This window comes from Bacillus sp. AFS015802 (assembly GCF_002561455.1).
Taxonomy (GTDB): domain Bacteria; phylum Bacillota; class Bacilli; order Bacillales; family Bacillaceae_B; genus Rossellomorea.
In genome coordinates this window covers 133,769-152,507 of record NZ_NTUP01000007.1, presented here as the reverse complement: position 1 = coordinate 152,507, position 18,739 = coordinate 133,769, and the positions used below count along the sequence as shown (strand labels likewise).

Genomic DNA, 18,739 nt, shown 5'->3' with positions numbered 1-18,739 from the left:
ATTCAACTTGACGTCTACAATAAACAACACAAGTAACAATAAAACAACTAAACCCCGGCGAAAACGAATCCGGAATCACCAAATAAAACACCATTCCAATCCCCAACACAACTAACGCCTCACGATTAAAATTCGACTCCCCATTGGCAAGCCTCACAAGCGCATTCTCAGAAATCCTCCCTCTCCTAATCACCAAATAATCAGCCACCACAATCGCCGATATCGGAATAATCAGGATTCCCAGATAAGAAATATACTCCTGCGCATTATAAACCAGCTGCGGAAAGGAACTTAAAATAATCCCTGCGACACTAAACAATAATGCACTTTGGATACGCGAAAGAGATGGCAGTGCATTAAGCAAACTGTATCCCCCTGTATATGCATTACTAAGATTAATCGAAATCATCGACACCATCGCACAAGCTGTGATCACTATTAAAAGCAGGCTGGAGTCAGTCAGCTGCCCAGCTGCGACGAATGGATTCAAATCTTTGAACAAGCTGGCACTCAATCCTCCGAGCAGCGCCGTCATCATAAATCCAACGACGTTTCCACCGTACAGTCCCCAGAATCCGTGGCGGTCGCTTTTGCTGTAGCGGGTGATGTCGGAGGATGCGCTGACGCCTGAGATGTATTGGACGAAGACGAGGCTTGAGTAGAATAGGAACGTTCCGATGGAGAAGGGTTCCTGGCCTTGTGTTAGTGTTGGGAGGGAATCGGCTCCTTTTGTTAGGAACAGGTAGAGGATGATTCCCTGGCCGATCACGAGGATCGGGATGAATAGTTTGGTCGCTTTTTTGACGGCTTCGAAGCCGATGAGGGCTAGAAGGGTCATGATGATGGCGAGTCCGATGGCGACCGGTATGAACGGGATGGTGTACGGTGTTACTTTTTCCACCATGGAGATGATGACGAAGGTGCCTCCGATGGTTTGGACGCTGAACCAGTAGAGGGACGTCAGGGACCGGATGGGGGATGCGATGAGCATCGACAGCCGGGTTCCGATGATGGATCTCAGGACGTATTGTGCGGGCAGGCCGTAGCGGGAGCCCGGTAGTGATAAGAATGATACGAATAGGAAGGCGACGCTTGCTCCGAGTACGGTGGCAAGAAATGCTGCCTGGAAGGATAGTCCGCCTTCCATGACGGCGAGTGCCGGGATAAGGAAGTTTCCTGCGTTCACGGAGAAGGCGAGCTGTATGATAAAGTATTCGATCCATGTGGTTGATTTTAGTTCGGGTGGGACCTTTTCGAGTCCGAGCCGTTCGATCATGGGTTGTTTCATAAAAAAAGTCTCCTTTAGGTATACTAGGATGCATGGTTTCTATTTTAAAGAATTTTTGAAAAAAAGCGAAGAAATAATCATTTATTTTTTTAAAGAAAAATAGAGATATTTCCTTATTTATTTGTTAGAATGTAAGTGCTTACAGGGTGAGTAATTGCCCTTCGCTATTATATATGAAAAGTGTTATATTTAGGAAGTGAATGCTCCAAGGAGCAATAGTGCATTTAGGAGGTTGGCTTAGTATGCGTATTGGTGTACCAACGGAAATTAAAAACAACGAAAATCGTGTGGCCATGACGCCGGCTGGTGTTGTAAACCTTGTTCAATTCGGACATGACGTTTACATTGAAGCTGGAGCGGGAATGGGTTCAGGATTTACAGATGAAGATTACAAAGCAGCAGGTGGACACATCGTTGATTCGGCAGCGGAAGCATGGTCCATGGATATGGTCATGAAGGTAAAAGAGCCACTTCCAAGTGAGTACTCTTATTTCCGCGAGGGGCTTATCTTATTTACATATTTACATCTTGCTCCAGAGCCGGAATTAACGAAAGCGTTAATTGATAATAAAGTGATCGGAATCGCGTACGAAACGGTTGAACTGAATCGTGCCCTTCCATTACTTACTCCGATGAGTGAAGTGGCTGGACGTATGGCGACTCAAATCGGTGCCCAGTTCTTAGAGAAGATCCACGGTGGAAAAGGTGTTCTACTTTCTGGTGTCCCTGGGGTTCGCCGCAGTAAAGTAACGATCATCGGTGGAGGAGTGGCTGGTACGAACGCAGCGAAAATGGCTGTCGGACTTGGTGCCAACGTCACGATCCTGGACCTTAACCCGGATCGTCTTCGTCAGCTGGATGATATCTTCGGTAGCGACGTAACAACGCTTATGTCCAACCCATTAAATATCGAACAAGCTGTCAAAGAAGCAGACCTAGTCATCGGAGCTGTCCTGATTCCAGGAGCGAAAGCACCTAAATTAGTAACAGAAGACATGATCAAAGCGATGACACCTGGTTCAGTTGTCGTCGATATCGCCATCGACCAAGGCGGAATCTTCGAAACAACAGACCGCATCACAACGCATGACGATCCAACATACGTGAAGCACGGTGTTGTACACTATGCCGTTGCCAACATGCCTGGTGCCGTACCTCGTACGTCTACCATCGCATTAACCAACGTAACCGTACCATACGCGGTTCAAATCGCGAACAAAGGCTACAAAAAAGCGTGCTTAGGTAACGAAGCGCTGTTAAAAGGTATTAACACATTGAATGGATATGTTACTTACCAGGCGGTTGCTGAAGCGCATGCTGTAGACTATTCAGATACTAGAACTCAATTAGAGCAACAATAACAACAGGAAGCCGACTGCATGGGAATGTTCAGTCGGCTTTTTTATATGCTGAATTCTTCACCAAAGATCAAACTCACTTTTATTTTTATGAAATTCGGGTATAACATAAAATAGCATACGAGAGTAAGAAAAATAGATAAGTTTATTTGGAGGAGAGAAATTATGAAGATTTCATATCATGGACATTCAGTAGTGAAAATCGAAACAAATGGTAAAACGATCCTAATCGATCCATTCATCAATGGAAACGAACTGACGGATCTGAAAGTGGATGACGAAAAGCCGGATGTCATCATCCTTACGCACGGTCACAACGATCACGTAGGGGATACAGTGGAGCTTGCGAAGAAAAACGATTCACTCGTTATCGCCAATCATGAACTGGCAACCTACTTAAGCTGGCAGTTAGTGAAGACCCACCCGATGCACGTTGGAGGAGCCTATGAATTTGACTTCGGTAAAGTGAAATTCACACAGGCTTTCCACGGATCAGGTCTCATCACAGACGGCAATGAAATCATCTATATGGGTATGCCTGCAGGAATCCTCTTGATGATTGAAGGGAAAACCATCTATCATGCAGGAGATACAGGCTTATTCTCTGATATGAAACTGATCGGGGAGCGCCATCCGATTGATCTCGCTTTCCTTCCAATTGGGGATAATTTCACGATGGGACCAGAGGATGCGGCGACAGCAGCAAGCTTCCTAAAAGCGAAGAAAGTCGTACCGGTTCACTATGACACATTCCCGCCAATCAAGCAGGATCCGCATAAATTCATTGAAATGCTCGAGGATTCTGAAGGACAAGTTATGAAGGCTGGAGATGTCATCGAATATTAATAGGGTGAGGGCGATGCAAATTAAGTAGTTTAGAAAAAATGGATAAAGCTTTAAATTGCAGCCCCATTAACATACGTTGCGACTTAAATAACAATCAACCACCAAAAAGCTTGGGATATACCCCAAGCTTTTTGGTGTTAAATTAAAGCCCCCGTCTGTTGATTATCAAAGAGATAGGCTATTTATTAGGGGGATTAATCGTCTATTTTAATTTCCGTAAATTCTTCTTCTTCGCTTGGATATTCAGCATCACTGCTTTCCTCGTTTTCATCACTTTCTTCTTCTTCCTTACTCTGTTTTTCTTTCTTGAATTCATCCATCCCTTTTTTAAAATCTTCAGCGAGATCGTCCGGTATGATTCCCCGTCCATATGTGGCCCCGATATTTAAAAATCCGCTCAATTCTTTCACGCCGAGATGGGGGATGTTGTTATTCATTTCATATTTATCGATCATCATCCGTTCAACCGTGATGTCCTGATAAACGACAGGCTGTTCTTTTCCTTTTTTAGTTTCGGCTGCCTGGTTCTTTATGATCTGAATTTGCTCAATGACTGTTTCGATTTGAGCTTGTTGTTTGGCGACCGTGTCTTTTAAATCGATTATTTCGTTTTGAAGGGACTGCAGTTGTTTCTGGTGGTTGTCCCATTTTTTGATTTGCTGGTTAACCTCATAGCTGATCAGGCTCTTCACCTGTTTTAATATATCCGGTTGAGAGTCTTCGCGCTCCCAACCGGGTTCCGGTTTGACAGGCTTTGATTTAGGAGCATTGTTACCGTGCATCAGTGTACGGAGCTTCCCTTCCATACTGAGGAATCGTTTCATATTCACATCGAGTGAATTGATTCTTTTTACCTCTTTTTCTAGCTGATGGATTCTTTCCTGGGTGTTGTCATGTTTGTCATTACCAGTGAATATTCCTTTTATAGGCATTTCATCACCACACAATACTATTTTTAGAGGAGGAATGGAATGAATAAGACCAACATTCATCTTTCGTATACAACTATCAAAACGATGGGTAAAGGTTCATCGATGACTGTGAGCAAGTTTTACAGCGTCAATAAAAATGTCGTCAATAAGCGTAACGAGGGCTTCGGCGGATCTCACGGTGATTGTTCGAGTAACATCAATGGTGTTCAGTGGGTGGATGACCGCGATATTACTGATTCCGATAGCCGAATGAAAACTAATCGATGATGACCCGATCTTCTGATGCGTATATCATCGGATAAGTCAGGACCAGCAGCCCGTGATTATAGCGGGCTTTCACCTGGCTTCCGTCCGTTGGTTCCGGGAGCTCGATCGTCCGTTGGAATTCCCCGTAATGTCTCTCATTTTTCAGTGTGGTATCGGGTTTAAAAGGCAGACGCAGCATTCCTTTTATCGACATGCGGTGTCCGCTGACCGTTAACTGGATGTCCTGTTTATCAACACCTGGTACCTCAATCATGATGACCACTTGCCCATCGACTGTGAAAATATCAACCGGAGGATAATCTTTTTGTGACCTTGGCTGCTGTTGCTGTTGTGGATCGCTTTGGAATTCATGCATAAAGTTCTTTGCGGAATCCTGATCGAAGACATTGTTCCAGAAATCACCTACCTGGTATTTTTGAGCAATGTCCATCCACTGCTTCAATTTTTCAAAATCCAAGATTTTCCCTCCTTCCCCTCATAAATGGCGGAACCCTTAATATATTGTAAAAAGGGGGTAACCATCTTGGCGGGCAGCTCTATTAATATTAATATTTTTCTCTTGAAGATTAATTCCATTGAAAATGCATCGGCTGTAAGTATCGGACAAAATTTATTGGCCGAATGGCATAATTCCAGTAAGAAAAATCAAGGGTTTGGGCAAAACTTTGGGGATGAAAGCACCTTTATGGGAACAAGGAGCTTTGTCGATGATAAAGACCAAATTGATTCCCCCTCCTCCTTTGAGTCACTGCCGACAAAATTATGAAGGGGGGTATACAAGATGTTTGCAGGTCCCGTTATTGTGAATATGGTTGGCATAAAGGCCAACGCGATTGACCGCGGAGCGTTTATCAGTTTAGGCCCCACGCAGCAGATCGATATCTTCTTTTCAATGAAACTCAATTATGGCCATGGAGAGGAAACGGGAGACGCCGTTTTTTATAATATGCCATTGAGTGTTGTCAATGATCAGGATGTCAGCGACAGCAATGCAATAAAGAACAGTTTTATCTAAAATGCCTCTCTCTTCGCTTGAATAAACCGTTCGTTTCAGAGGGAGAAAAACATATTTGCCATACCTTTTGCAGGCGGTATCGAGGAATAAATAAATGCAAAAAAAGAGGAGTGCAAACGACATTGCAGCTCCTCTTTTATATTAGATCATGCTAATTCAAATGCCATTTTCAATGTTCCTCAAGAAAAACTTAACTAGTTAAGTACAAAAGCAATGCCTTTTATCTCACCTTTACACAACATCCTCCCAATACTCGCATATACATGATACAAGCCTAGAAAGGAGGAACCATACTTGAAACAACGATACATTCTCTGTTTACTCATCACCGGGGCCCTCATCTACTACGGAGCCCCACGCATGTCCATCTTCGCAGAAGGCCTACAAGGAACCTTCGCCATCGGCTGGCTCATCCTCGCCACCTGTGTCGCAGCCGGAAACCTCGCAGCCCTTCTTTACACACCTAAGGGAACAGGCAAAGGGAAAGGCAAAAAGTTGAAATCCAAGCCAGTGCGCAAAGTAAAAGCACGGTCGTTTGGTTAAGTATTGTGGAGAGAGTGAATATTATTGAGGTGGAAGAACACGAACCTAATAAGTTGATTGTAGCGGAAGGGGCTCAACTCACGCCCCGCGGAAAGCGAGCCCTGCAGCAAAAATCAACCAGCACTCTCTAATCTAAGTGGGGCTTTCTCTCCCGAAAGCCCCGATTAAATTGAAACACCGCGCTTTTCACATTATAATAAACATATGAAGCAGGACGTTATAAAGAAGGGTGAAAAGCTTGGCTACAAAACACGAACAAATATTAGAATACATAGATACCTTGCCAGTCGGTGAAAAGATCTCCGTCCGCCAGATAGCAAAAGCATTGACCGTCAGTGAAGGAACCGCATACCGGGCGATCAAGGATGCCGAAACGAAAGGCTACGTCAGCACCATCGAACGCGTCGGCACGATCCGCATCGAACAGAAGAAAAAAGAAAATATCGAAAAGCTCACCTACGCAGAAGTGGTCAACATAATCGATGGACAAGTACTCGGTGGACGATCCGGCCTGCATAAAATGCTCAACAAGTTTGTCATTGGAGCCATGAAGCTTGAAGCCATGATGAGATACACGGAAGCCGGGAACCTCTTGATCATCGGGAACAGAACCCAGGCACAGGAACATGCCCTGCGCGCAGGGGCCGCCGTCCTGATCACAGGGGGATTCGATGCAGATGAAGACGTCAAAAAGCTCGCGGATGAACTCGAACTCCCGATCATCTCCACCTCTTATGACACCTTTACCGTCGCTACCATGATCAACCGGGCCATTTACGATCAGTTGATCAAAAAAGAGATCGTCTTAGTGGAAGACATTTTAACCAAAGTCGATGATACGATTTATCTGCATTTGGATGACACGCTGGAAGAATGGTACGAAAAGAATCAATACACGTTCCACAGCCGTTTCCCGGTCGTGGACCGCAATCTGAAAGTCCATGGTATGGTAACGTCAAAGGACGTCATGGGGCAGGAAAAGTATGCGGGCATCGATAAGATCATGACGAAGCAGCCGATTACCGTCAGCCCGAATACGAGCGTTGCATCCGCCGCTCACATCATGATCTGGGAAGGGATCGAATTACTTCCCGTCGTCAATGAACAGAACAAGCTGCAGGGGATCATCAGCCGTCAGGATGTACTGAAAGCCCTGCAAATGATCCAGCGCCAGCCGCAGGTCGGGGAAACAATTGATGATCTCATCTCCAACGCAGTAGAAGTGGTCGGCGAGAAAAAAGACAACAAAGAAATCTACCAATTTGCCGTCACACCGCAAATGACCACAGGAATCGGGACGCTCTCCTACGGCGTATTCACCACATTGATGACCGAAGCCGCCAACCGTGCACTGAAACCATACAAAAAAGGCGACCTCGTCATCGAAAACATGACTATTTATTTTATCAAGCCTGTCCAAATGGAAAGCATCCTCGAAATCCATCCAAAAGTACTCGACGTCGGGAGAAAATTTGGTAAAGTGGATGTAGAAGTATATACCGAAGGCGTGCTCATGGGGAAATCCCTAATGATTTGTCAGCTAATTGATCGGCATTAGTGTATTCCCCTTCCAAATATAAGGATAATTGGAAGTAGGTAAGAAGCTAAAACTCTTGTTGATTGTAGCGGAAGATGCTCGACTCCTGCGGGAAAAGCGGGAAAGTACGAAAAGCGCAGGCGGCTTGTTCAGCCCCGACAAGCATAAGATGAATGGGCCGGGAAGGCGTTTTTTGCCTTCTTGGACCATTTAGCTTATGACCTCGAGGGGCTAGCCGCCGGAGCTGGACAGGTGAGACCCCGCAGGCGAAGCCGAGGAGGCTCACCGCCCGCCCCGCGGAAAGCGAGCATCTGCAGCGGAAATCAACCACCACTCGCTTATTAAAAAGCATTAAATCACACCAAATAAAAAAGACTAGATCAAACATCTAGTCTTCCAAAAACCTTATTGGTTATCCAGTTCCTTCGCTTCCCTCTGTGCAAAAGGAAGCACATGCTTATACATTTTATATCCAGCCCAGCAGCTACCAAGTCCTAAAAGGATGAACAGCGTGCCGATGACATACGTCAGTGTGCCAGGGAATAAAAACAGCTGATTGATCCCAAATAGGGCAACGAACAGCCCTAGGGCAATACTTGCTTTCGCTGATAACCATTTCTTTTCCATCGGTCGTCGAGTCCGCACCTGTCTGATTTTATAAAAGACATAGAACGTGAACGTGACGACGATCAGTAATGCGAGAAAATACATAGTTTAGTCCTCCATCGTTGACATCTCTCGCTACTATTTTACAGATAACAGGGCAGAATGCCAAATAAAAATTCCACTACAAAGGAGATTCCCATGAAAGAACAAATCCTGAACCTCATCAAACAATATGAAACCATCATTGTACATAGACATGTCCGCCCGGATCCTGACGCTTACGGCTCCCAAGGGGGACTCGTGGAAATCCTGAAAGCATCCTTTCCGGAAAAGAACATCTACGCTGTCGGAAAAGAAGAGGAAACCCTACATTACTTAAACCGTCTCGATGATATCGAGGATTCTGTCTTCGAAGGAGCCCTGATCATCGTCTGTGATACGGCCAACGAAGAACGGATCTGTGACCGCCGCTACAAACTCGGGGACATGCTTGTGAAGATCGATCACCATCCAAACGAGGATGCCTACGGAGATCACTTATGGATCGATACGACGGCAAGCTCCGTCAGTGAAATGATCTATGAATTTTACCAGTTCGGGAAAGACAAAGGATTGACCCTCCCTGATTCGGGGGCGAGACTCCTGTTTGCAGGGATTGTCGGCGATACGGGGAGATTCCTCTACCCTAGCACCACCCAGAAGACGTTTGATATCGCGGGTGAATTGATCCGCTATGATTTTGACCGGAATGAATTGTTCAATAAAATGTATGAAGTGGACGCCAACGTTACCAAGCTTAACGGCTATGTGCTCCAAAACTTCGAGATGGACGAGGATGGCTGCGGCATGATGGTGATGACGAAGGATATCCTTGAGGAGCACGCCGTCGTACCATCTGAGGCGTCCCTCCTCGTCAGTACATTAGGGAATATCAAGGGCATGAAAGCGTGGGTCTTCTTCATCGAAGAACACGACCAGATCAGGGTTCGCCTGCGTTCGAAAGGTCCTGTCATCAACACCATTGCCAAGAAGTACAACGGTGGAGGTCATCCACTGGCGGCTGGTGCATCGATTTATTCATGGGAAGAAAAAGAAGAAGTGATGAAGGATTTACGGGAAGTGTGCAGGAATCACAAATAAGACTTTAGAAGAGCCGGCGGATGCCGGCTCTTTTTGTTGACTGTATCATTCAGATAGGAAAGGGAAAAGGCCCAACAAGTCTGAGATAAACAGGAGCTTTCTCTGGGATTTCACCATCAACTCCGGTCATCGACTGGGGTCTTTTTGTGTTCTTCCTTACGCCATGTCCCTCAAAAATAGGCTTATGCATCAGTAACAATACCCAGCAAATGTACATAAATTGTTGAGGATGATTCACCTTTATAGTGTATTGACCTAATTGCCGGCAACTCTTCATAAAAAGCTTCATGACTACACGTTTCGAGAGCCATAAGATACTTTTTTGGGAGGAATAAAGATATGAATAATTTTTATAATGAACTTCAAAGTTTGAATGTAGGTGATTTCCAGGCAACACAGCCCGTTTCCTGGGATCAAAACATGTATGATCCGAATGACGAACGTCTTTTCCTAGGATTTGGAGGCTGTTTTGGTTTTGGATTCTCATGTTTCTTTAGTTGTTTTGGCTGCGGTGGCTGTGGAGGATGCTTCCGTTGCGGTGGATTCGGCAGATGTGGCGGATGCGGCCGTTGTGGCGGATGCGGAAGATGTGGACGCTGCGGTCGTTAATCGGCATTTAGAATATCGTGTTCAATTGGACCCCTGTGTAAGATTGTGCAGGGGTCTTTATTTATTCCTCACCTATACATATGGGACAAAGTGAGTCTCATACGATGGTAATGACAGCCAAAATACAAGAGATAAGCGGGGGTAAGGAGGAGCACTATGGGAAAATTGGACCCTTCGATGCGGTTAAAAGTGAAGAGGGATACGTTTTACCTCCCTGAACCAAACAGCGGAGTTTACTTCAGGAATAACCTATGTTCTTTCCGTATGGAAGGTAGCGGAATTGATCAATGGGTTGAGAAGCTCTTGCCGATGTTCAACGGGGAGTACTCCCTTGAGGATTTGACGAGTGGACTGCCTGGACCTTATCAAAACAGGGTCATGGAAATGGCAGAGGTATTGCATAAAAATGGATTTATCCGGGACGTCAGCAGGGACCTTCCACATCAGCTGTCCCAACACGCCATGAAAAAATTCGCATCACAAATCGAGTTTGTCGATAGCTTGGCAGACTCTGGAGCTGCAAGGTTTGAAACCTACCGTCGGGCCAATGTCCTGGCAGTGGGATCGGGTCCTTTCCTGACTTCATTGGTTTCATCACTCATTGAATCAGGAATCGCAAAGCTGCAGGTGCTCGTGACCGATGAGGTACCTACGAATAGACGCCGGGTGATCGAGCTTGTGGACCATGCCCGGAAAACGGATCCGGAATTAGAGCTCATGGAAGTCGGGTTCAGTGAAGGCGGTTGGCGGGAGACATTGGAGCCTTTTGATTCGATTTTATATGTGAGTCAAAACGGAAACCAAGAGGAACTCGACCTCCTCCATGCGATTTGCAGGACGGATCAGAAGCTGTTCATTCCAGCCATTTGTCAAAGGGATAAAGGGATGGCCGGACCCATCATCCATCCCGATACTGAGGCAGGGTGGGAATCAGCATGGAGGCGCATCCACTCAACGGCTCTGCGTAAAGAGGATGGCCAATCTCTTGAATCGGCGATCCCGGGAGCCATGCTTGCGAACATGATCGTCTTTGAACTATTCAAAGAGATAACAGGAGTGGCAAAAGCCGATCAGCGAAATCGGATTTTTCTCCTGGATAAAGAGACTCTTGAAGGAAGCTGGCATTCTTTTTTGCCACACCCCTTAGAGACAGGGCGTTTGGCAGCTGAAGCTGTTCAGGGGCTTGAGATGCGGCTGGAACAGGTATCGGAAAGGTCTGATCCAGAAAAAATGCTGTATTTCTTCAGTCTGCTGACGTCAAAAGAGACTGGGGTGTTTCATGTGTGGGAAGAAGGGGATACGAAACAGCTGCCACTCGCTCAATGCCGCGTCCAGCCTGTCGATGGATTCTCGGAAGGTCCTGCAGAACTGCTGGATGAGATGATCTGTAATGGCCTGACTCACGCAGATGCACGTCGGGAAGCCGGATTAAGGGGAATAGAGGCATACGCGTCAAGATTTGCCGGTTTGATCGTTCCTCATCAGACTGGTGAACATATGGCCGTCTGCACAGGAGCGACGTTTACAGAATGCGTGGGACGCGGGCTTCATCACTGTCTGACTGATGAGCTGCGAAAAAGAGAATCAGTTGGAAAAAGCACCATTTCACCTCTGGCATTGGATGCGGTTGAAGATGAAACGTGCCGTTTTTATCTAAACGCATTGACCACCATGCAAGGAGAGCCGGAAATCGGAATAGGGGAGGGTGTGGCTGGGTTTCCTGTCGCCTATGTACGGGGGAAGAAAGGCTGGTATGGAAATACCGGCTTCACCGTCACCATGGCTTTGAGGAACTCTTTGCAGCATGCACTCTTTCAAGCCCAGAATGGAACGGATGCTTTTGACGCAAACCCTGTTGCCGTTACGTTAGAGAAACAGAATGTGCACAGGATAACCATTCCGGCCACTGATGATAGGAACCAGTATGAAAACCTGAAAGAAGCAATCGACATCTTGAAACGGAATCGGAAACAGGTAGTGGCGTACGAACTGGATATGGAACCTGCTTTTAAACAGGAGCTCGCAGGCGTGTTTGGTGTGCTGCTGCGAGAGGAGGAAGTGAAATGAGTTCTTTCGTGGTCATTGTGGGAGAGGGGTTGCTCTCAAACCTTGTATGTGAGCAAATGTCAGCCCGGTTCCCCGTTTTCCGGCAAAAAAAAGTAGAAAAAAGCATCCCGGCCAATACGGATCTGGTGCTGACACTGGATGATACATGGAACCCGAGCGTTCACCAGATGGCAGAAGAAGTAATGAGGGGGACTCAGATTCCATGGTTGAGAGGGTTCGTCGCCTTTGGTGAAGGGGTGATCGGGCCATTGGTACAGCCCCACACACCAGGGTGCTCACAATGTGCCGATGTGAGACGTCTCCTGGGAGGAAAGGAACGACATGAAATGCGGGAAGTGCAAAGGAAGCTCCGGGATGATGGGGGAATGACGAAAGACCCGTGGGCTTCAAATACAGGTATCTTGCACATGGCTCACATCATCACCTCAGAAGCTGTCAGGATCCTTGAAGGTGATGAGGCCCATTCAAAAGGACGGTTATGCTTCACCGACTTGAGAACGTTGAACAGCTCCTGGCACAGCTTTGTTCCAGACTCGTTATGTCCGGTTTGCAGCGGGATCCCGGATGATTCACCGGAGTTAGCACATGTCTCCCTTAAGCCGAGCCCGAAAATCCGTGCCGACAGTTTCCGCTGTACACCATTGGATGAACTGGAAAACGTCCTGATAAACGATTATCTGGATAATCGGACCGGACTTTTTAACAGCAAAATGTATGACCTGGTGACCCCATTTGCCGATGCGAGTGTGAACATGCCAATGTTCTCCGGGGATGAAGGGACAGCGGGACGGACTCAAGTCTACTCAGACAGCGAACTGACCGCCATCCTTGAAGGCTTGGAGCGCCACTGCGGGCTGGAACCCCGGGGCAAACGGACCGTCATTCATGACTGCTACCGGAATGTGGAGGACCATGCACTGGATCCCCTAAAGGTCGGCGTTCACACCGACGAACAGTACGGGATGCCAGGGTTTCCATTTGAAAAGTTCGACCCTGACAGGGCGATTGATTGGGTGTGGGGATATTCACTCATGGAAGAGCGCCCGATTCTCGTCCCAGAGCTCCTTGCCTATTACAGTCTGGGCTGCGGCTCATCGGGCTTTGTCTATGAAACGTCCAATGGCTGTGCCCTTGGAGGAAGCAGGGAGGAAGCGATCTTCTATGGGATCATGGAGGTTGTCGAACGGGATTCATTCCTGATGACCTGGTATGCAGAACTGGGCCTGCCTCGCCTTGATCCCCTTACATCAGAGGACGAAGAGCTACAGTTAATGATCGAACGGATGCGGGCCGTCGCAGGGTATGATCTCCATTTATATAACTCCACCATGGAGCACGGAATTCCAAGCGTCTTTGCCATGGCCAAAAACCGAAAAGATAAAGGATTGAATCTGATCCTCGCGGCAGGTGCCCATCTGGATCCTGTCAGAGCGGCCAAAAGCGCGATTCAGGAGCTTGCCGGGATGATGCTGAATCTTGATGAGAAATTGGAGAAGAACAGGGCGAAATATGAAAAGATGCTGTACGATGATTCCCTCGTAAGACAGATGGATGATCACGGCATGCTGTACGGACTCCCCCAGGCTGAAGAACGTTTTGCCTTTTTACAGGATGACAGCCGGGATTTACGCAGTTTCCAGGAGGAATTCGATTGGAGGTCTGAACACAGCGATCTGACGGATGACCTGAAGGAGATCCTTGAACGATTCCGAAGCCGGGACCTAGACGTCATTGTCGTGGACCAAACGGCGCCAGAGCTCGAAAAGAACGGACTTCACTGCGTCAAAGTCCTGATCCCCGGCATGCTTCCCATGACGTTCGGGCATCACCTTACCCGTGTGACTGGCCTTGAAAGGGTCCTGAACGTCCCGGCGGAACTGGGATATAGGGACCGGCCTTTGACATTTGAAGAGCTCAATCAAAAACCGCATCCGTTTCCTTAAGGTACGAGGAGGTGAGGAGGATGAGTCTGGAAGAATTTCTGCACAATCTGCAATTCGATATCAATCGGGCCAATCAGCCTAACTGGGAAGTGGACTGGGAGGATGGGCCCCTTCCCTATAAGCTGTACCGGGGGTTGCCGGCGGTACCATTGTCTACAGAAGTACCGCTGTCACTCCCTGAGGGTCAGCCGCCATTACAACTTGATGTAGAAAGGATCGGTCATTTTCTCTGGTACGTCTACGGCATCACCGGGGTAAGTCAGACGGTGTATCCCGATGAGGATCAGGAAGAAGAGTCTTACCCCATCCACTCCTATCGGCGGTTTGCTCCCTCCGGAGGGGCGCTGTATCCGAATGAATTATATCTCTATTTAAAGCTCGATGATTTGCCCGATGGTATCTACCATTATGATGCCGCCCACCATCGCCTCGTCCTGCTCCGGGATGGGAATGTCGATTCGTATGTGGAACGGGCACTCGGCAATCGCTGCGAGATCTCAACGTGTTTTGCCACGGCATTCGTCTCCACAAGGTTTTGGAAAAACTTCTTTAAATACAATAACTTTTCCTACCGGCTGCAGGGACTGGATACCGGTGTCGTGACGGGGCAGCTATTGGAAACGGCCAAACGGTTCGGATTCGAGTCAGGGATGCACGTTCAATTCCTCGATTCAGCAATCAACCACTTGATCGGACTGAGTGAGGAAGAAGAAAACGTATATGCTGTCATCCCGCTTTCGGTCGCAGCTACGAACTGGGCTGGAACCAGAGTGGAACGAAAAGTCACCGCTGAAGAATTATGCCGGGAGATGCCGGCACTTACTGTGGAACACTACGAAAGGTCTGAAAAGGTAAGGGAGTTTCCTATGTTACTGACGGTGAATGAAGCTTCCCACATGCATACAACTGGTGATTTCCGTACGGTTGGGAATTCACCGGTTTATAGAAGTGGAGAAAACGAAATCCATCTGCCGGAAATGGACTCCTTTACGTATGATTTTGTGGAAGCATGCAAGAATCGCCATTCCCCGGAAATGGATTTTGTCATGGAGAAGGTGAGTCAGGAGCAGCTGTCAGCTTTATTGAAACGGGCAACCCATTCATATTCTTATCGAAGTGACATAGATGAAGTTTTTAACGGGAGAGAACCCCGAGTTTCAATCTATGGCTGTTTGTATAATGTAGAAGGCATCCCAAATGGGGCATACGTCTATGACAGCGTCCGCCATTCCTTGCGGGAAATCGGTACCGGCGATTATCGCCTCCAGCTGCAGTCAGGTCTCTCACTGGATAACGTCAATCTGCTTCGGGTGCCGCTGTGCCTTCACATCATTGGAAACAAAAATCACTACCAAGAAAGCCTTGGGTACAGGGGCTACAGGATCATGCAAATGGAAGCGGGAATGCTTGTACAGCGCCTGCTCCTGGCTTCCTCGGCTGCAGGATTTGGGGGCCATCCACTTCTTGGTTTTGATACAACATTGACGGATGAAATTTACCAACTGGATTCAGGGGACCGAACCACCCTGATTCAGATCCCGATCGGACCTTTTCGGGAGAAGGCCTGGATGAGGGGGAGTTTGTTGAGTTGAAGTGGAGTGAGCTGCGGGGACAGGTCCATTGGCTCTTTGAATCGGAGCCGCGGTGCCTGTCCCCGTGGCTTTTTTCCATAGAGCTTACTTACCGGAGCTGACAGATAGACGGAAAATTTCCGCTTAATTCGTCCTTGTTGGTTGAAAAGGAGTCTAATAGAAGGAAAAATTCCGCCTATTTCCTCACAAAATACAATAATAGATGATTTTTCTGTGGATAAGCGGAAAAATTCCGCTTATTTACCCCAAATACCCCTTTCATTCTGAATGTAAGCGGAAAAACTCCGCTTATTTTTCTTTTGTGAAACGGCTTGTACTTGGCGCCGTGGTGCTTTGCTTCCGCATGAATAATGGAAATTCTACACCGGGGAATGAATAACGCATTTCTCGCATGATTTCTATTAAACTCGCACGATAATTACGATAGCCGCATGATTAAACCAAATCCCGCACGATTCTGCTCGGTGCTCTCTATCTAGGAAGCGGGTTTAGACGGGATTATGGTGGATCAATAGGAGATACACAAAAAACGTCCCTCCGGCAAAACAAGGGGACGTTTTTTTCGATAACAATTTGGACAAGTGATATTAGTTTATTTAATCACTAGCCTCTTCTATATCTGCCTTCAATTCCTTAAACCATTTTAAGTTTACTAAATGGTGAGAACGGGAATTTTCGTTCATGCGACCAAAATAATCAATCTGACCGGGTGATTCCTCAATGGTAGCTAAGTAGTCATCGAGAAGAGCAATTCTGGCTTCTGTTTGATTAATTTGGGATTGGATTAAGTCTACTAATTTGTTTTTATCGTAGACATCTGCAAAGAGTAATGCCCCATAGACTGGTAAGTTTACATACTCGGATTTGGTACCGTATTTGGCCATTAATTTATCAAATTCTTCTCTTCCTAAAGGTGTGACCTTAAAGGTGTGAATGTCACGATTGTTGTTTGGACGTACTTGTTGTGTTTCTTCTATCAACCCTTTTTCTTCAAGTTGTTGCAAATTGTAATAAAATGATCCTTTCGTATAGTTAACGATATATTGATAATGGCGTTTTTCCATTAAACTTAATAGTTCGTATCCATGAGAGCCAGGGTTTTGAATAAGTAAGCCAAGGATCAGTAAAGGGATCAAGGCTGCATCACCTTCGCCATCTGTGCTTCAAATTCAGCGTATGAGATTTTTCCAAGAGCCAAATTCATACTGTGAATATACATTTGTTCCGTTTTCGAATAGGTTTGGTTGATCTTTAGTGATTTATTTTCATCCGGAAGAGGTCCTGAGATATGACTCTTTTTCGAGAAGGCCTCGAAGTAGCGATAACCGAATTTGCGTTGCGAAACAGCGTTCATATGAATACCATCCGGATTGGAAGTTAGACCTTCTGCTGATACAACATAACAATTTGGCTGCTCATGAGCAAACCGACGTAATTCTGCGTTGATTTCTTGAAACTCTGATGAGTACTTTCCGAAACCTTCTTTCCCTAAGAAATGACCAAGCTCACCAATGATAAATGGTACACTTTGAAGGTTTAATTCTTTACGTAACGTTTCAATGATAAGAGATAACTTTTCATAATACGTCTCATGTAGAGATTGATGGCTGTCACTCTCACCCTGATGCCAAAGGATGCCACAAATTTCACTCGTTTCAAGAGCAAACCGGGCTTCAGACAAAGCATGTTGAAAAAGAGTGCCTTGCGGGTGCCAATCATTCAAAGAACTGCCGCCTTCCGCACAAGGAATCAAACCAATTTCATCATCCGGGTTGGCTTTCGAACACAGGTCGGCAAAAGAGGCAGCCAGACTTACACCAGCCACAGGACGGTCATAATTAATCGGCTCCGTCATCATTTGCCACTGTCCGTTCCGAAGCATTTTTATTTTTTCATTATAGATAGGATCTACCTCATGCAGGAATCCACGACCTGCCATATTCGATTGTCCTAGCATTAAAAAAGATTTTATCATTACAGTTTCATTCCTTTACACGATAGTCTAATTAGACTAAGTTAGTATAGAGTCTAATTAGACTATTGTCAATAGAATAGGAGAGGACGGATGATGTTGATAAGTGTCAGAATGTTAAAAATATGGATGAGTGTGGGACTATTGTGTTTAAGTCTTATCAGTCTAAGCCTCTTTGGAGACGGGGGAAAGCTGACCGAGGCAAAAGAAAAAGGAGATCAAGCACAAAGCACACGTAATCAAAAGTTCATGCAACTTGAGAAAAAGTTCGATGCCCGGCTCGGTGTTTATGCGATTGACACCGGTACCAATCGCACGGTGGTCTATCGACCGGATGAACGGTTCGCCTATACATCCACCTATAAGGCCTTGGCTGCAGGGGCAGTGCTGCAGCAACACTCGATGGACGAACTTGATGAGGTCATCACCTACACTAAAGATGACCTCGTCACATATTCGCCCATTACAGAGCAATACGTGGACACCGGGATGACCCTTAGAGAAATTTGCGATGCAGTTATCCGGTACAGCGATAATACCGCAGGGAACCTTTTATTTCAGGAACTCGGTGGACCTGACGGCTTCGAAAATGCACTGAGACAAATCGGCGATCATGTCACTGAAGCTGATCGCTTTGAGACGGAATTGAACAGTGCCATCCCGGGAGACATCCGTGATACCAGTACAGCAAGAGCACTTGCCACTAACCTCAAGGCTTTCACGGTCGACGACGTACTGCCGGTGGATAAGCGTACAATCCTAACAGATTGGATGCGGAAGAATACTACTGGAGACGAACTGATCCGTGCAGCTGTACCTAAAGGATGGGAGGTAGGCGATAAAACCGGAGCAGGAGACTACGGAACGCGAAACGATATTGCTATCGTTTGGCCGCCGAATAGAGATCCCATCATCATTGCGATTCTATCCAGCCGTGATACTAAGGATGCTGCCTATGATAATGAACTTATCGCAAAGGCGGCTAAGGTGGTACTGAATTCTTTTAAGTGATTTTCCAAGGAGG

The 18,739-nt window shown here is 46.5% G+C and carries 19 protein-coding genes; 13 read left to right on the top strand and 6 right to left on the bottom strand.

The genetic code is table 11. The features are described from left to right. Positions 1-1,288, bottom strand: a 1,288-nt coding sequence (locus CN378_RS05075) for a purine-cytosine permease family protein (RefSeq protein WP_098350838.1), incomplete at its 3' end; no start/stop codon positions are given. Positions 1,289-1,530: 242 nt separating this feature from the next. Between CN378_RS05075 and ald the strand changes: the two genes are divergently transcribed. Both ald and CN378_RS05065 read left to right on the top strand, forming a co-directional pair. Continuing rightward, a complete protein-coding gene (gene ald / locus CN378_RS05070) occupies positions 1,531-2,649 on the top strand; it encodes an alanine dehydrogenase (RefSeq protein ID WP_098350837.1) in 1,119 nt (372 codons plus the stop codon). 162 nt (positions 2,650-2,811) lie between these two features. After that, entirely contained in the window at positions 2,812-3,492 is a 681-nt protein-coding gene (locus CN378_RS05065; protein WP_098350836.1) for a metal-dependent hydrolase, read from the top strand. Between the two features lie 194 nt (positions 3,493-3,686). Here the strand turns inward: CN378_RS05065 and CN378_RS05060 are convergent, their stop codons facing one another. Then, a complete protein-coding gene (locus CN378_RS05060; protein WP_098350835.1) occupies positions 3,687-4,424 on the bottom strand; it encodes a hypothetical protein in 738 nt (245 codons plus the stop codon). A gap of 39 nt (positions 4,425-4,463) precedes the next feature. Here CN378_RS05060 and CN378_RS05055 point away from each other — a divergent pair, with 39 nt between their 5' ends. Beyond that, a complete protein-coding gene (locus CN378_RS05055; RefSeq protein WP_098350834.1) occupies positions 4,464-4,691 on the top strand; it encodes a hypothetical protein in 228 nt (75 codons plus the stop codon). Here CN378_RS05055 and CN378_RS05050 read toward each other — a convergent pair. Further along, complete coding sequence (locus tag CN378_RS05050; RefSeq protein WP_098350833.1) at positions 4,681-5,148, bottom strand: Hsp20/alpha crystallin family protein; 468 nt, start codon at positions 5,146-5,148, stop codon at positions 4,681-4,683. The two genes, CN378_RS05055 and CN378_RS05050, sit on opposite strands and share 11 nt — an antisense overlap. A gap of 66 nt (positions 5,149-5,214) precedes the next feature. On the opposite strand from CN378_RS05050, the gene CN378_RS05045 reads away from it, so the two are divergent. The 4 genes from CN378_RS05045 to CN378_RS05030 all read left to right on the top strand — a co-directional run bounded on the left by CN378_RS05045 (position 5,215) and on the right by CN378_RS05030 (position 7,807). Then, positions 5,215-5,457, top strand: a complete 243-nt coding sequence (locus tag CN378_RS05045) for a hypothetical protein (RefSeq protein WP_257141015.1) — start codon at positions 5,215-5,217, stop codon at positions 5,455-5,457. A 15-nt stretch (positions 5,458-5,472) separates the two neighbouring features. Then, the gene (locus CN378_RS05040) at positions 5,473-5,706 is read left to right on the top strand and encodes a hypothetical protein (protein ID WP_098350831.1); all 234 of its coding nucleotides are present in this window, start codon (positions 5,473-5,475) and stop codon (positions 5,704-5,706) included. Between the two features lie 294 nt (positions 5,707-6,000). Beyond that, on the top strand, positions 6,001-6,249 hold the full coding sequence (locus CN378_RS05035) for a hypothetical protein (protein ID WP_098350830.1): 249 nt from the start codon (positions 6,001-6,003) through the stop codon (positions 6,247-6,249). A 238-nt stretch (positions 6,250-6,487) separates the two neighbouring features. Continuing rightward, positions 6,488-7,807, top strand: coding sequence for a DRTGG domain-containing protein (locus CN378_RS05030; protein WP_098350829.1), 1,320 nt, complete (start codon positions 6,488-6,490; stop codon positions 7,805-7,807). Between the two features lie 384 nt (positions 7,808-8,191). Here the strand turns inward: CN378_RS05030 and CN378_RS05025 are convergent, their stop codons facing one another. Further along, positions 8,192-8,497: a YtpI family protein gene (locus CN378_RS05025; RefSeq protein ID WP_061809474.1), complete on the bottom strand. Its 306-nt coding sequence runs from the start codon at positions 8,495-8,497 to the stop codon at positions 8,192-8,194. Positions 8,498-8,590: 93 nt separating this feature from the next. Between CN378_RS05025 and CN378_RS05020 the strand changes: the two genes are divergently transcribed. The 5 genes from CN378_RS05020 (at position 8,591) to CN378_RS04995 (ending at position 15,743) form a co-directional block, all read left to right on the top strand. Further along, positions 8,591-9,532, top strand: coding sequence for a DHH family phosphoesterase (locus CN378_RS05020; protein ID WP_098350828.1), 942 nt, complete (start codon positions 8,591-8,593; stop codon positions 9,530-9,532). 339 nt (positions 9,533-9,871) lie between these two features. After that, positions 9,872-10,141: a heterocycloanthracin/sonorensin family bacteriocin gene (locus CN378_RS05010; protein WP_098350826.1), complete on the top strand. Its 270-nt coding sequence runs from the start codon at positions 9,872-9,874 to the stop codon at positions 10,139-10,141. Between the two features lie 156 nt (positions 10,142-10,297). Further along, positions 10,298-12,208, top strand: a complete 1,911-nt coding sequence (locus CN378_RS05005; protein WP_098350825.1) for a putative thiazole-containing bacteriocin maturation protein — start codon at positions 10,298-10,300, stop codon at positions 12,206-12,208. Beyond that, a complete protein-coding gene (locus CN378_RS05000) occupies positions 12,205-14,151 on the top strand; it encodes a TOMM precursor leader peptide-binding protein (RefSeq protein ID WP_098350824.1) in 1,947 nt (648 codons plus the stop codon). Before CN378_RS05005 ends, CN378_RS05000 begins: the two co-directional genes overlap by 4 nt. A 20-nt stretch (positions 14,152-14,171) precedes the next feature. After that, on the top strand, positions 14,172-15,743 hold the full coding sequence (locus tag CN378_RS04995) for a SagB family peptide dehydrogenase (RefSeq protein WP_098350823.1): 1,572 nt from the start codon (positions 14,172-14,174) through the stop codon (positions 15,741-15,743). Between the two features lie 596 nt (positions 15,744-16,339). On the opposite strand, the gene CN378_RS04990 is transcribed toward CN378_RS04995, so the two are convergent. Both CN378_RS04990 and CN378_RS04985 read right to left on the bottom strand, forming a co-directional pair. Further along, on the bottom strand, positions 16,340-16,879 hold the full coding sequence (locus CN378_RS04990) for a PadR family transcriptional regulator (protein WP_098350822.1): 540 nt from the start codon (positions 16,877-16,879) through the stop codon (positions 16,340-16,342). Further along, positions 16,876-17,718: a sialate O-acetylesterase gene (locus CN378_RS04985; RefSeq protein ID WP_098350821.1), complete on the bottom strand. Its 843-nt coding sequence runs from the start codon at positions 17,716-17,718 to the stop codon at positions 16,876-16,878. The genes CN378_RS04990 and CN378_RS04985 overlap by 4 nt, the downstream gene beginning before the upstream one ends. 90 nt (positions 17,719-17,808) lie before the next feature. Between CN378_RS04985 and bla the strand changes: the two genes are divergently transcribed. After that, positions 17,809-18,726, top strand: a complete 918-nt coding sequence (bla, locus tag CN378_RS04980) for a class A beta-lactamase (RefSeq protein WP_098350820.1) — start codon at positions 17,809-17,811, stop codon at positions 18,724-18,726. Positions 18,727-18,739 lie beyond the last annotated feature (13 nt).

Bases quoted from the DNA above. Each gene is read 5' to 3' on its own strand.
- CN378_RS05010 (WP_098350826.1), top strand. From the start codon at position 9,872: ATGAATAATTTTTATAATGAACTTCAAAGTTTGAATGTAGGTGATTTC.
- CN378_RS04985 (WP_098350821.1), bottom strand. From the start codon at position 17,718: ATGATAAAATCTTTTTTAATGCTAGGACAATCGAATATGGCAGGTCGT.
- CN378_RS05020 (WP_098350828.1), top strand. From the start codon at position 8,591: ATGAAAGAACAAATCCTGAACCTCATCAAACAATATGAAACCATCATT.
- CN378_RS05000 (WP_098350824.1), top strand. From the start codon at position 12,205: ATGAGTTCTTTCGTGGTCATTGTGGGAGAGGGGTTGCTCTCAAACCTT.
- CN378_RS04995 (WP_098350823.1), top strand. From the start codon at position 14,172: ATGAGTCTGGAAGAATTTCTGCACAATCTGCAATTCGATATCAATCGG.
- bla (WP_098350820.1), top strand. From the start codon at position 17,809: ATGATGTTGATAAGTGTCAGAATGTTAAAAATATGGATGAGTGTGGGA.
- CN378_RS05065 (WP_098350836.1), top strand. From the start codon at position 2,812: ATGAAGATTTCATATCATGGACATTCAGTAGTGAAAATCGAAACAAAT.
- CN378_RS05005 (WP_098350825.1), top strand. From the start codon at position 10,298: ATGGGAAAATTGGACCCTTCGATGCGGTTAAAAGTGAAGAGGGATACG.
- CN378_RS05025 (WP_061809474.1), bottom strand. From the start codon at position 8,497: ATGTATTTTCTCGCATTACTGATCGTCGTCACGTTCACGTTCTATGTC.
- CN378_RS05060 (WP_098350835.1), bottom strand. From the start codon at position 4,424: ATGCCTATAAAAGGAATATTCACTGGTAATGACAAACATGACAACACC.
- CN378_RS05055 (WP_098350834.1), top strand. From the start codon at position 4,464: ATGAATAAGACCAACATTCATCTTTCGTATACAACTATCAAAACGATG.
- ald (WP_098350837.1), top strand. From the start codon at position 1,531: ATGCGTATTGGTGTACCAACGGAAATTAAAAACAACGAAAATCGTGTG.
- CN378_RS05040 (WP_098350831.1), top strand. From the start codon at position 5,473: ATGTTTGCAGGTCCCGTTATTGTGAATATGGTTGGCATAAAGGCCAAC.